Source organism: Aliivibrio fischeri ATCC 7744 = JCM 18803 = DSM 507 (assembly GCF_023983475.1).
GTDB classification, from domain to species: Bacteria; Pseudomonadota; Gammaproteobacteria; order Enterobacterales; family Vibrionaceae; genus Aliivibrio; species Aliivibrio fischeri.
Window position 1 is genome coordinate 1,349,316 of record NZ_CP092712.1, and the last position, 14,399, is coordinate 1,363,714.

Annotated in this window: 10 protein-coding genes; 6 read left to right on the forward strand and 4 right to left on the reverse strand. The window is 39.5% G+C overall.

Annotation, left to right across the window (positions count from 1 at the left end):
* Positions 1–32: 32 nt before the first annotated feature.
* Positions 33–2,231: a TonB-dependent hemoglobin/transferrin/lactoferrin family receptor gene (locus AVFI_RS06335; RefSeq protein ID WP_188863452.1), complete on the reverse strand. Its 2,199-nt coding sequence runs from the start codon at positions 2,229–2,231 to the stop codon at positions 33–35.
* A gap of 320 nt (positions 2,232–2,551) precedes the next feature.
* On the opposite strand from AVFI_RS06335, the gene pheS reads away from it, so the two are divergent.
* The 5 genes from pheS to AVFI_RS06360 all read left to right on the forward strand — a co-directional run bounded on the left by pheS (position 2,552) and on the right by AVFI_RS06360 (position 9,996).
* Complete coding sequence (gene pheS / locus AVFI_RS06340) at positions 2,552–3,535, forward strand: phenylalanine--tRNA ligase subunit alpha (protein WP_005419116.1); 984 nt, start codon at positions 2,552–2,554, stop codon at positions 3,533–3,535.
* Positions 3,536–3,552: 17 nt separating this feature from the next.
* Positions 3,553–5,940, forward strand: a complete 2,388-nt coding sequence (gene pheT / locus AVFI_RS06345; protein ID WP_011261851.1) for a phenylalanine--tRNA ligase subunit beta — start codon at positions 3,553–3,555, stop codon at positions 5,938–5,940.
* Positions 5,941–6,529: 589 nt separating this feature from the next.
* Positions 6,530–6,826: an integration host factor subunit alpha gene (ihfA, locus tag AVFI_RS06350; protein ID WP_005419121.1), complete on the forward strand. Its 297-nt coding sequence runs from the start codon at positions 6,530–6,532 to the stop codon at positions 6,824–6,826.
* 294 nt (positions 6,827–7,120) lie between these two features.
* Positions 7,121–8,113, forward strand: coding sequence for a succinylglutamate desuccinylase (locus AVFI_RS06355; RefSeq protein ID WP_054775368.1), 993 nt, complete (start codon positions 7,121–7,123; stop codon positions 8,111–8,113).
* Positions 8,114–8,211: 98 nt separating this feature from the next.
* Positions 8,212–9,996, forward strand: a complete 1,785-nt coding sequence (locus tag AVFI_RS06360) for a M3 family oligoendopeptidase (RefSeq protein ID WP_054775369.1) — start codon at positions 8,212–8,214, stop codon at positions 9,994–9,996.
* Positions 9,997–10,240: 244 nt separating this feature from the next.
* On the opposite strand, the gene AVFI_RS06365 is transcribed toward AVFI_RS06360, so the two are convergent.
* Together AVFI_RS06365 and AVFI_RS06370 are read right to left on the reverse strand one after the other, a co-directional pair.
* Positions 10,241–10,723 (reverse strand): YajQ family cyclic di-GMP-binding protein, encoded by a 483-nt coding sequence (locus AVFI_RS06365; protein WP_005419131.1) that lies wholly within the window; start codon positions 10,721–10,723, stop codon positions 10,241–10,243.
* Between the two features lie 16 nt (positions 10,724–10,739).
* Positions 10,740–11,792, reverse strand: a complete 1,053-nt coding sequence (locus AVFI_RS06370; RefSeq protein WP_011261854.1) for a 3-deoxy-7-phosphoheptulonate synthase — start codon at positions 11,790–11,792, stop codon at positions 10,740–10,742.
* A gap of 209 nt (positions 11,793–12,001) precedes the next feature.
* Between AVFI_RS06370 and AVFI_RS06375 the strand changes: the two genes are divergently transcribed.
* Positions 12,002–12,886 carry a putative PEP-binding protein gene (locus AVFI_RS06375; RefSeq protein WP_054775370.1) on the forward strand — a complete coding sequence of 295 codons (885 nt, stop codon included), beginning with the start codon at positions 12,002–12,004 and terminating at the stop codon, positions 12,884–12,886.
* Positions 12,887–12,968: 82 nt separating this feature from the next.
* Here AVFI_RS06375 and AVFI_RS06380 read toward each other — a convergent pair whose 3' ends face one another.
* Positions 12,969–14,324, reverse strand: a complete 1,356-nt coding sequence (locus AVFI_RS06380; protein ID WP_005419137.1) for a hypothetical protein — start codon at positions 14,322–14,324, stop codon at positions 12,969–12,971.
* Positions 14,325–14,399 lie beyond the last annotated feature (75 nt).

Below are 14,399 nucleotides of genomic sequence, written 5' to 3' on the forward strand. Positions count from 1 at the left end.
ACTAGCCAATTAACGTTGAGTGCTATTTATTTTTAGAATTTATAGTCTAACTCAATGCCCCAGTTACGACCTGCTTGAGCCTGTCGGTCAATTCCTTCCTCACCAACTTCGGTTCCAATCATGTCGTTGTATAGCCAGTATTGTTTATCAAATGCATTAAATAAACCACCACGAAGAGTTAAATCCTTCATTGGTTTATAGTAAGCGGTTAAATCAACCAAGGTGTAGCCTGCAACATTGATGTTTTCATTGCCAACGTTTGACCATTTGTCTTTGCCAGCAACCATATTAATGTTTAATAAAGCACCGTAAGTGTAACCAACTGAGTCATAACCTAAGCCTAGGTTTGAAGTAAGAGGAGCAACACTGTCTATCGGAGCTCCCGTCTTTTTATCTCGACCTTCTGCGTAAGCAATGCTCAATTTAGAGTACGTGCCTTGAGGCGCATTGAAGGCTTCATCTAATAAATACGTTGAGTTAAATTCAATACCGTAAATTTCTGCTGAATCGATATTCTCTTTTGTATAATGCTCTTTACCGTCGTTCGGGCCACCAACGACTTTACCTATGTATTTTTGGTTGATGAAATCGGAATAATCATTATAGAAAGCAATTAACTCAAGTTGTGCGGCATTAGATTGAGCTCGAATACCTGCTTCATACGAAATACTGCTTTCTGCTTTTAGATCTGGATTTGCATCGATGACAGCGCCACTATCGTAAAAGTAGTACATATCTTGCAGAGTAGGGGCTTTAAATCCTTGGCTAATTTGACCAAGTACGCTGAAATTATTATTGATATGATAAACCGAACCTAGCTTAGCTGTGAAAGCGTCATTTTGACTATCAGGATATTCGGTTTTAAAGCCTTCATTGGTTTCAGGTTCTGCTTTGAATGAGTCATAGCGTAAACCTGCTGTTAGCACTAATTGTTCATTGAATAAGAAAGCTTGGTCTTGTGCAAAAATACCGTATTGAGTCATTGTTGCATCAGGCATATCGGTATGGCCCGGTCCAACGGTGCCTTTGTCGTATTTATAATCGGTGTTTTCAGTTGCGAACTTGTTTTGTCTAAAGCTTACACCATAAGTGATTTGATGGAATCCTTCTCCAAACTCGGCAATTTTATCAAATTGTGCGTCAAACTGGATAGAATCATCAGTAGCAATACGTTCACGCATACGACGACCACTACCATAAGGACCTGTTGAAGTATCGTAGTTTTCTGACAATGATTCAGTTTGTTGCACGTTTAATTTTGATTCTAGTGTATCGAATAGTGAATTATTCGCTTGCCATTCGTGCTCTAAACCAACACGTAATCGAGTGTTTGTATCTTTATTGTAATTGTCATAATAAGTAATGATTGGGGTGCCTCGACTCATCATCGAATAACCATTTTGTGATAATTCATCTTCATCGTATTGAGAGGTGAAGTATTCAACAGTAGCACCGATGCGATGTGAATCGTTTAATTGGTAAAAGGCTTTAGCAAGAAGGTTACCGATTTGTGCATCGGCTGGGTTAGCAGCACCGCGATCAGGACCTTCAATATCAGCACCATTTGAATGAGTTTGTGATTCATTGCCTTTTTTATACGTTAGCATGATCAGTGTTTCTAACTCTGCCGCACGCATTGCCCATGTGCCCGTTGTCTTTGAGCTTGTATCAATGCTGTTATAGCTAGTTTTTACTTCAAATGCGTTTTCATCGCCATCGGTTCTTAAGATATCTTCAGGATTTTTCGTTTCCATTAGCACTGTTCCGCCAAGTGCATCTGAGCCATATAGAGTAGAAGAAGGCCCTTTATTTACCTCAATTGCTTTTAGCGTATCTATTTCAATCGTACTTGGGTATTTACGTTGTTCGTTTGAACCTGGGTTATAAGGAGTAGGTTGTTGAACGCCATCAACTAGCATTTTTATACGGCTATCACTCATACCACGAATGGTAAATCCGGATAACCCAAAACGGCCACCACCATTAGCCGACACACCAGGAGTGTATTTCAGAGCATCTTGAATGTCGGTTGCCATTGTTTTTTCAATATCATCTGATGTGACTTTTGAAATCGAACTTGATGTGTCTTTAATGCTTTGCTCTGTACGAGTTGCAGAAACAACCACTTCATCAAACATGGTTGTTTCTTTATTTGATGAGGTTTCAGCGTGGAGAGTGGGAGATAGTGCAACGAGAATAGACGCTGCTAAAAATGTTTTTTTATTAGACATGAATTTTTCCTTTGAAGTTGTCCTCTCATAATTCGCCGGAGATAATACATATTACGAATGATAATTACTATCATTTTCATTTGATCTTTTCGTTTTTTGTTCTATGGCAGCAAAAATTGATTTGAAATAGGGAAGAAAGACAGTGGAAAAGAAAGAAATAGTGCAGATAGGGTAAGCAATTGGTTAAGAAAAGCACTTTTTTCTATTAGATTGAATATTTTATCTAATTCAATTTGGATTTAGCGCTGTGATTTATTACTATGTGTTGTTATATGTATTTTACTCGCAACGGATACCACCTATAAGTGGATGAGGAAACGATGCAACATCTAGACGAGATCATTGCCAATGCAACGGCAGAAATTGAACAAGCTGGCTCTTTAGTCGCTCTGGACGAAGTCCGTGTTCAATATTTAGGTAAAAAAGGCCACTTAACACTTCAACTTCAAGGTCTAGGTAAACTTGACCCATCTGAGCGTCGTGAAGCGGGTCAATTAATCAACAAAGGTAAGCAAGCAGTACAAGCAATGCTAACAGAGCGTAAAGACGCACTGCAAACGGCTGAGCTTGAAGCAAAACTTGCTGCTGAAACTATCGATGTGAGCCTTCCTGGCCGTCGTATCGAGAACGGTGGTTTACACCCTGTTACTCGTACTGTTGAGCGTATTGAGCAATTTTTTGGCGAGCTAGGCTTTAGCACTGAGTCTGGTCCTGAAATCGAAGATGCATTCCATAACTTCGACGCATTAAACATTGCAGAAGATCACCCAGCTCGTACTGACCACGACACCTTCTTCTTTAACCCTGATCTAATGCTACGTACGCACACATCAGGTGTTCAGATCCGTACAATGGAAAATGGTAAACCACCATTCCGTTTCATTGCACCAGGCCGTGTATACCGTAACGATTACGACCAAACACACACGCCAATGTTCCACCAAGTGGAAGGTATGTTAGTTGATGAGAACGTAAACTTTGCACAACTTAAAGGTATTCTTCACGATTTCCTTTGTAATTTCTTTGAAGAAGAAGTTGAAGTGCGTTTCCGTCCTTCATTCTTCCCATTCACTGAGCCTTCTGCTGAAGTTGATGTTAAGCGTAAAGATGGCAAATGGTTAGAAGTATTAGGTTGTGGCATGGTTCACCCTAATGTACTTCGTTCTGTTGGCATCGACCCTGAAAAATACTCAGGCTTTGCGTTTGGTATGGGTGTTGAGCGTCTAACTATGCTTCGTTACGGCGTAAATGACCTTCGTGCGTTCTTCGAGAACGATCTTCGTTTCCTTAAACAATTCAAGTAATTCGGGGCTAGAAACTTATGAAATTCAGTGAATCTTGGCTACGCGAGTGGGTTAAACCTGCTATTAACAGCGAAGAGCTAGCTCACCAAATCACAATGGCTGGTTTGGAAGTTGATGAAGTTGCACCTGTTGCTGGTGAGTTCACCGGCGTTAAAGTAGGTAAAGTGGTTGAGTGTGGTCAACACCCAGACGCAGACAAACTTCGTGTAACTAAAATTGATATCGGCGAAGAAGAGCTTTTAGATATCGTTTGTGGTGCATCTAACTGTCGTCTTGGTCTAACGGTTGCTGTTGCGACAGTTGGCGCAGTACTTCCTGGTAACTTTAAAATTAAGAAAGCAAAACTACGTGGCGTTCCATCACACGGTATGCTTTGTTCTTTCTCTGAGCTAGGTATCGATGTTGAATCTGAAGGTATTTTAGAATTACCTGAAGGTACAACACTAGGTGCAGATGTTCGTGATATTTTAGAACTTAACGACGTTGCTATCGACGTTGACTTAACAGCAAACCGTGCTGACTGTTTCAGCATTCGTGGTTTAGCTCGTGAAGTAGGTGTTCTTAACCGTGCAGACGTTACAGAACCTACTATTGCAGCAGTAGCGACAAGCATTGAAGATGCAGTATCTATCGAAGTTAAAGCAACTGAAGCGTGTCCACGTTACCTTGGTCGTGTTATCAAGAACGTAAACGCTAAAGCTGAAACACCAATTTGGATGCAAGAGAAACTGCGTCGTTGTGGTATTCGCTCAATCGATGCGATTGTTGATATCACAAACTACGTAATGCTTGAGCAAGGCCAACCTATGCACGCGTTTGATCTAGCTAAGATCGACGGTGGCATTGTGGTTCGTATGGCTGAGCAAGATGAGAAACTGACTCTTCTTGATGGCAACGAAGCAAAATTAAACGACAACACATTAGTGATTGCAGACCAAAATAAAGCACTAGCAATCGCTGGTATCTTTGGTGGTCAAGAGTCTGGTGTTACTTCTGAAACAACTGACATCATGCTTGAGTGTGCATTCTTCGCACCTGATCACATCCGTGGTCGTGCACGTGCATACGGTCTACACACTGATTCTTCTCTACGTTTTGAACGTGGTGTTGATTCAACGCTACAAGCAGCAGCAATGGAGCGCGCAACACAGCTTCTAGTTGAACTTTGTGGTGGTGAAGTAGCTCCTGTTGTTGCTGTTGAATCAGAAGCTGATTTACCAAAAGCAAACACAGTTGAATTACGTCGTAGCAAGTTAGATGGTCTATTAGGTCATCACATCCCATCAACAGATGTGGTTGAGATCCTTACTCGTCTAGGTTGTGCAGTTGAAAGTACTGACACAGGTTGGACTGCAAGCTCTCCATCATGGCGTTTTGATATTGCAATCGAGCAAGACCTAATTGAAGAAGTAGGTCGTATCTACGGTTACAATAACATTCCTAACCAAGCGCCTGTTGCTGCACTAAACATGAACGATCACAAAGAAGCAAACCAACCGCTTAAGCGTGTTCGTGATCTTCTTGTTGACCGTGGTTACCACGAAGCAATTACCTACAGCTTTGTAGAGCCAGAGCAACAAAAACTGATCGTGCCTGAGATTGAGCCGTTAATTCTGCCATTCCCAATCTCAGCTGAAATGTCAGCGATGCGTTTAAGCCTATGGACTGGTTTGATCAATACCGTTGTTCATAACCAAAAACGTCAACAACCACGCGTTCGTTTATTCGAATCTGGTCTGCGTTTTATTCCAGAAGAATCAGCAGAAAACGGCATGCGTCAAGAAATGATGCTTGCTGGTATCATCGCTGGTACTCGTGGTGAAGAACACTGGGATATCGCAACAAACACAGTTGATTTCTTTGATCTTAAAGGCGATTTAGAAGCGGTTCTTGAACTAACTGCTAACGAATTAGCGTATGAGTTTAAAGCGGCTAAGCACCCAGCACTTCACCCAGGCCAAACAGCAGCAATCGTTGTTGATGGTAAAGAAGTTGGTTTCATTGGTACAGTACACCCAGAGCTAGAGCGTAAGTTTGGCTTAAACGGTCGTACAATCATGTTTGAAATCGAGTGGGACGCAATCAATACTCGCGTTATTCCAGAAGCTGCATCAGTATCTAAGTTCCCTGCAAACCGTCGTGATATCGCGATCGTTGCAGACGAAGCAATTGCTTCTGGTGACATCGTTGCTGAATGTTTAGCATCAGGTGGCGAGCTATTAACTAGCGCGAAACTGTTCGATGTTTACCGTGGTCAAGGCGTTGAAGAAGGTAAGAAGAGTCTTGCAATCGCACTGACACTTCAATCTGTTGAGCGTACGCTAGAAGAGGCTGATATCACTTCAGCTGTTGATGCTATCGTTGCTGCAATTGGTGAGAAGTTCTCAGCAACACTGCGTGACTAATATACTTCTTTTCTAACGAAAGAATATAAGATCCAGTACTGACATTTGTTGGTACTGGATTTTTTTTATTCAAAATTTAAGATTTATAAATTAATCTTGATAACACATTCATGCATCTTATGTGAAACATATTAACTCCACCTTATTAACGCTAAATCAGTAAAGAAATAGGCGCTTTCAGTATATAATCCTGAAACCACAATAAGCGTGAGTTTATGGCTATTTAGCGGCTAAAACTAACTACAACATAATCATATAGATGGACTATCTTCAAATTTATTAATAAAAGTTTGGCCTTTATCACAGAGTTAAAAACAGAGTTTTATCCTGTTATTTTTAAATATTTAGGTTTAGATATTATTTCAATAACTTAGCATGGCAAATAATAAGAGATTTCAGTAGATAAGACTTATAAACTTGATCTTTATCTCATAAATGCAGCATTAAATTTTAGAAAAAAGTTGGCGAAAATCAGTCGGTTGGCATACACTGTCATTAGTTAAACAATGCAGATGCATCGTACTAACTGTTCAGTTTCCAGTTACAGCAATGCTGTGACTCTGTCTAACGTAACTTGAGGGTAGTTTTTATGGCACTCACTAAAGCTGATTTGGCTGAGACCTTATTTGAAAAAGTTGGATTAAGTAAACGCGACGCCAAGGAAACGGTAGAAGTATTTTTCGAAGAGATTAAGCAAGCTCTAGAGAGTGGTGAGCAAGTGAAATTATCAGGATTTGGTAATTTTGACTTACGCGAAAAGAGTGAGCGTCCTGGACGTAACCCAAAAACTGGGGAAGATATTCCAATTTCTGCACGCCGAGTTGTAACATTCAAACCGGGTCAGAAGCTGAAAGCTCGTGTAGAGAATCTACCTGTAGAAAAATAGTCTTGCCATTTTAGGCGAACAAGAGAGAAGCCGTGTGATGCAGTTAATCACATGGCTTTTTTATTGCCTGTAATATTAACTCTATGAAGTGAAAGGTTTATACCAATCGTAGTATAACTGCGTTGAATTATTTGATTGTAGAATAACGACTTATCGAAACTATTTCTGATCATTTACTACAGTGATTGGTATTATTCAGGTTGTTATCACAGAATTGTTTTTAATTTGTTATTGTTTTGTTTTTGTAATGGTACAGTTTTTAGTATTAAGTTTTACTAAAAACAGGAAGTGCCGATGGATCGCATTGCATTTATTAAAGACACACTGGATTTCTCTAAGCCAATAAAGTGCACAACTTGGTTATTAGACAATGGAACGCAAGTTAATTATTTAACTAGAGGAATCATCGAAATTGCGCCTAAAAATCCATCAAGTAAAGCAATCGTTTTATCTTCAGGTATTCATGGAAATGAAACCTCACCAATTGAAATCCTTAATGACATAATCAACGATATTCAAGATGGCTCATTAGTATTGCAGCATCCATGTTTGTTTATCTATGGGCATCCAGCAGCAACGCATCAACATATTCGATTCATTGATACCAATTTAAACCGATTGTTTTTACATCACCAAGCACCAGACGATGCTATTCAAGAAGTTGCTATTGCTAATCAATTAATGTCATCTGTTGATGATTTCTATGCTAAATATTCTGAAAAAGAAAAATGGCATTTAGATCTGCATTGTGCGATTAGGCGTTCTAAACATTATACTTTTGCAATACATCCTTTTAATCGTCATTACCAACGCTCTGAACCATTACTTCAATTTTTAAAACAGAGTCAGATAGAGGCATGTTTATATTCAGACGCGCCAGCATCTACTTTTAGTTGGTACAGCGCAGAGCATCATGGAGCACATGCGGCAACGGTTGAGCTAGGGAAGGTATCCCGAATGGGAGAGAATGATTTCTCGTTGCTGAGTGGTTTTATTCAAGGGTTAAAGCGATTTATTTCTTCTTCAGATACGAATGCTACAGAATTAAGTAATAGAGAGATTGCTGAGTATCAAGTCACTCGAAGCATTATGAAAAAAAGTGATGAATTTGAGTTCTCTTTTGCAGCGGATTTATCAAACTTTACCTACTTTGAAGAGGGCGAGTCATTAGCTCTTGATGGTGTTGACCACTACAAAGCAAATAGTGATGGCGAATCGGTTGTATTTCCTAACGCCAATGTAGAGATTGGCCATAGAGCGTGTTTGCTTGTACAAAAGTGTAAATAATATGCTTATCTGTCTTATAAATTGAGTCGATGAAGTGGAAGGCTTTACCTTGGACAGTAGCTTGATATGATAGAGGAAAAATATATAAGGACACTATTATGACAGCACCAAGCTGGGATCTTTCTATCGCATTCCAATCTCTTCAAGATCCGAAATTAAAACAGACTATTTCTCAATTAGAGCAACAGATTGCCGATTTCCCGCAGTTAGACTCTGATGCCGCTGTATCGCAATTGCAGCACGCTATTTTAATGAAAGAAGCTATCACTGTGAATCTTGCAACCGTGGCCAGTTATGCAAACTGCATTGCCTCGGTTGATTCTGCGAATAACGAAGCAAAAGCTTTAGTTAATCACATGACAAAGCTAGGCTCTGCATTATCACAAGTATTCAGCCCATTTTTAGATAGTATCGTAAATTCACCTCTTGAACAGTTTGAGCAGATCATTTCAGAAAATGAAGAACTGAATGCACATCGTTTTCTGCTTGAAGAAGAGCGCAAGCTTGTTGAAAACCGCTTAAGTGTAAAAGAGGAGCAATTGCTGTCTGCGATGAGTGTTGATGGTAAAAATGCATGGGGTAAGTTATACGATAATATAACAGGCTCTATGAAGGTCACATTGGAACTTGCTGATAGTACAGAAGAAGTGATGGGACTGTCACAAGCAGCAAGCATTTTATACGGCAGTGACACCTTACGTAGAGAACCTGCGTGGCGAGCGATTCAACAAGGTATGAAACAGAATCAAGAGAGTTTCTCTGCCATCTTAAATGCGCTAGCGGGTTGGCGTTTAACTGAATATCAAAAGCGCAGTAAAGAAAAATCGGTTCACTTTCTTGAGCCAAGTTTACATGGCAGCCGAATCGAGCAAGCCACGCTAGATAGTATGATGTCTGTGGCGAAAAAGAATCGAGAAGTAGGACAAAAAGCTGGGCGATTAATGGCCAAAATGTTTGGAACAGAGCAGCTAACGCCTTGGGATCAACTTGCATCAATGCCACCATTAGTTGGAGACGCTTCTAATTATAGTTTTGATGAAGCCATTGATATCATAAAAGATGCATTTTCAGGTGTATCACAAGAGATGGCTGATTTTGTTGATGTAATGGTGAAAAACGGTTGGATAGATGCAGCACCACAAGAAACCAAACGTCTTGGTGCTTATTGTACAAAGTTTGCTGACTCACGTACGCCATTGGTCTTCATGACGTGGGGTAACAGCATGTCTGATGTGCTTACTCTTGCTCACGAACTCGGTCATGCATTTCATAACTGGGTAATGCGAGACATGCCATTGTGCACGACACGTTACCCAATGACACTTGCTGAGACAGCATCTATATTTGCTGAAAACGTAGTACGTGATGCTTTGCTTGCAAAAGCGAAAACCAAAGAAGATAAAATTGAAATGTTATGGGAAGAGTTGTCATCAGCATTGGCATTGACGATTAATATTCCTGTTCGTTATGAGTTCGAAAAAGCATTTTATGAGCTGCGTTCATCAAAAGAGCTTGGTGCCGAAGATTTATCTGAGCTAATGCGTGTCACTTGGGAGGAGTGGTATGGTGACTCAATGAATGAAGCGGATTCACTTTTCTGGGCAAGCAAATTGCATTTCAGTATTCCTGAAGTAAGTTTCTACAACTACCCATACTTATTTGGTTATTTATTCAGTATTGGTGTGTATGCACAAAGAGAAGCGAAAGGGGCTGATTTCTATGGAGATTATATTAATCTTTTAAGAGATACAGGAATCATGCGAGCTGAAGAAGTAGTACAAAAACACCTACAAATGGACTTAACACAAGAGACATTTTGGCAGCAGAGTTTGGATAGAGTTAGTAACCAAATTGACGAATTTGAACGTTTGATAAGCGAATAGAATTGAACAGTAAATAATAATACCAATTCTATTAATTAGTTGTTCATTATTACAGGTTAAATCACTCAATAGTTGCGTTAAAAATTATTATTGTAGAATAACTACTTATAAGAATTTTTGCCTTACTCTTAAGTGATTTTCCTGCGTAATAAATAGATCACCTAATTAGTTACATTGGTATAAAAAGCGCCTCACTGAAAAGTAGAGGCGCTTTTTTTATCTATCAAACTTAAACTAACAGTAATTAGTCACGGAAGTTAGTGAATTGGAAAGGTTGACCAAAATCACCTTCACGAACTAGTGCCATTACCGCTTGTAGATCATCACGCTTTTTACCAGTGATACGCAGTTGTTCACCTTGAATCGCTGCTTGAACTTTGATTTTAGATGCTTTGATTTCTTTTACTAATTTCTTAGCAATTAGTGTATCAACACCTTGTTTAAAATCGATATCTTGGTAAAAATTCTTACCTGAGTGAACCGCATCTTTGATATCCATAGCACGAGCATCAACGCCACGTTTTGCTAGGTTACCACGAAGAATATCAACTAGTTGAGACAGTTGGAAATCATCTTCAGCTTTGATTTTGATGTTTTCGCCTTTAAGTTCAAAGCTAGCGTCAACGCCACGAAAATCAAAGCGAGTTGCAAGTTCACGTGTTGCGTTATCAACCGCATTCTTCAGTTCTACATTATCAACTTCAGAGACAATATCAAAAGCAGGCATAGTTTTAATCCTTAAATTAACGAGATGTTTTAATAGTATTCGATAACATGTCTAACATAGCCACGGTATCTTCCCAACTTAAACATGGGTCTGTAATAGATTGACCATAAGTTAGGTTATTTAAATCCGTCATTGGTTGGTTGCCTTCAACAATGAAGCTTTCAGCCATAATACCAACAACTTTGTTGCTACCAGATTCGATTTGAGCACAAATATCTTTGGCTACATCAAGCTGGCGGCGGTGTTTTTTCTGACAGTTAGCATGGCTAAAGTCAACGATTAGGTGAGGAGGCAAATCAACATCCGCTAAACGTTGGCAGGCATCTGTCACAGAATCGATATCGAAGTTAGGCTTATCATTACCACCACGAAGGATCACATGACCAAATGGATTACCTGCAGTGCGGTAAACTGTCATACGGCCTTGTTTATCTGGCGAGTAGAAAAAGTGAGAAGCTTTCGCTGCACGAATCGCATCCATAGCAATTTGAATATTACCATTTGTACCGTTTTTGAAACCGACAGGACATGATAATGCAGATGCCATTTCACGGTGGATTTGAGATTCAGTTGTACGAGCGCCAACAGCACCCCAAGTGATCAAATCAGCAATATACTGACCTGTGATCATATCTAAAAACTCAGTCGCTGTAGCTAAACCCAGTTTGTTGATATCAAGGAGCAGTTTACGAGCCTTATGTAAGCCAGCTTCAAGTGCATAGCTGCCATCTAAATTAGGATCTGTAATTAAGCCTTTCCAGCCCACAATCGTGCGCGGTTTTTCAAAATAAGTACGCATAACGATGAACAACTCATCTTTATACTGTTCTTGAATGTTTGCTAAGCGTTGTGCGTAATCCAATGCCGCTTCTGTATCGTGTACAGAGCATGGTCCCACAACAACTAAAAGGCGCTTATCTTTGCCAGTTAAAATTGCTTCAACCTGCGCACGAGATTGCTCGATATGTTCAGCAACATCGTCCGTAATAGGGTGAGCAGTCGTAAGCTCAGCTGGCGTTGGCATTGGGCCTAGAGGCTGAGTACGAAGTTCATCTGTTTGAAATGGCATAAAAGTTCGCCTGTTAATTCTTTTTTAATACACACCGACTAAGATAACGGAAAATGAGAGGGGATGAAACCCAAAACTTTTATTGTTAGCCACAATAAGTAAATAAAAGTTAACTTGTTGTATCTTTTGGACTTGAGTTGTTGGCAATGTATCGGTATGTTCACATTAATAACAACATAAATGGTATTTACGCGTTTACTGGAGCAAGCATGACAGACACAATTTTACCGACACTTAATCGTGTTGCGAGTTTACCTTCATATCAATCAGAGACAGACTCAGACGCTTCATTGTATGTATCTATTGCCGCACTTATTCAAGAACACTTGTTTTACCATCCAAAAGCGGTAATCAAAGCACCTGAAATGACGTCAATTGATGCTCAAAGTTTTGCTGCAATCATTGAAAGTGCGGCAGATGGAAAAACGCATTTTATTGATACACTAGCAAACGTGATTCTATCGAATGTTACTGAAGCGACAAAAGAAATCAAAATTGCATTTTCAGATGCAGATAGCGCGGCTTTTGCAGGTCTTCTTGCTGGCCAACTAGAAGAGAAAGAAGCCAATCCAATGATGGGAGTTCGAGGTGTGACTCGATACGCTTCTGACGCTAGCGCCGACCAATTTGCTCTAGAGTGTGAAGTGATCAAAAAGGTCATTGCAAACACATCAGCAAGTGTGCAAATCGTCGTACCATTTGTTCGTAATTTAAGTGATGCTGCAACCATTATTGATCGTCTAGCGATTCAAGGCTTACCGCGTGGTTTAGATAGTTTAAAAGTACACTTTGTGTGTGATGTGCCAGCTGCAGCATTAATGGCAGATAAATTACTGCAATACTTTGATGGTATGGTGATTAATGTTGATACATTAACACAGTTTACATTAGGCGTTGATAAGCAAAATGAAGCACTAGAACATCATTTTGATCCACAAAACGATGCGGTTATACACCTTATTGGACATGCAATTCAATCAGCGAATAAAGCAAATAAGCCAGTGTTAACCACCATTGATGAACTGGCTCAAAACCCTCGTATTCAAGAGTTGTTAGAGCAACTGAATGTCATGGATGTTGTAGTTACCGCGTAACTTAATGTTATTAAGTAGCAATAAAAAACGCCTTTATCTCGTTAAGCAATAAAGGCGTTTTTTTGTATCATAAGCTGTTTAATTATTTTTCGTCAGATATCTTTTCTATATCAATAATCTTTGAACGGTTAACAATGATTTTCCAGCGGTGCAACTGCGTGCTGTAATCATCCATTGTCTCTCTAATGACCAAATTAATTAAATGACGTTTCTCAACAGATTCTTTACTGACTTGACCATCATTTAAGTGATAAATCTTTTGAGATCCTTTCTCCATTAAACGAGCAATAGGGCGCAAATCAATCAGCATGGTTTCACGAGTTTGTTCATAACCACTCATGAATTTGGTAATGGCCATTTTAGTTTGACTTTTATAGGCTAAAACCACTTCTTCACGTTGCACAACACGGTGTTTACGTAATTTTTGAATATCAGAATCAAGCTCAGCAAACGTCATGTAATCAAGCCATTCTAATTTTCGTCCAACATAAGTATTACTTGTTGGGTCAAGGTAGCGTTTACGCCACTTAGGTTGTCCTTTACGTATCCAACGCCACATTACATCACGTAAGTCATCCTTAAAGACTTCACGCATGGCATAGATAAATGAGACCGCAAAAATGAAAGAGGCCGTAATTTCACCCAAGAAACCACGAGCTTGAATCACCATTAATGATACAAAGATCATAACCACAGCCGTTGCACCGCCTTTGACCATACGCTTAATATGTTTACCTAAAGCAAGGTTCTTTTCTTTAAGCACGATAGGGAATTCGATTAAACGACGCAGTAGACGCATTTTGTTTGACATACGAGTGATATCTTCCCGAGCTTTACGAGAGTTATAACTCTTATCTAAACGATGCAGATCTTCTTTTTCACAGAAATCGATAAGCTTCTCTTTCACTTCTTTATAATCTTCATTGCGTGGCATGTGCGCAATCAGAGAAAGGAACTTCTGCTCGGTGTACCAAGAAAGGTAATTGTCGATGTTTGCGTAGTAACGCTTTAGCGTATCGTCATAAGGTACGTTACGTCGTAACTTTCTAAGGATATCAATTGCGAGTTCAATAGCATCTTCAACTTCCTCGTGCGTAATGTCGTCACGAGTCGTATCGCTTAGTTGTTGTATCGCTTTTTCTAATGCAAGTGCATATTGATAGGCGTATAAACTCAAACTTAAACGATATTGTTCGCTAGATAAACGTCCACGTTGTGCAAGGCGAGAGTGCACAAGAGGTAGGTGGTTTTTATCACTAAAATAGGTTCGTTGGCTTTGAATCGAGTTGTAATAAAACTCAGATTCAGAAATCATATCCTTGTTTAATCCAAGCTCACCAGGAATAAAAAGAAACATTTCTAGTTCATGTTGTTTGGATTCTTCAACAATATGAGAAATTTTTAGTGATAAGCCATCCTTCTTACCAACTGTAATCACAGGAAATTCCTATAAAAATGCTAATTCATACAGCAAGCATATCAGAGTTCGGGTATAATCACCGAGTATTTTATT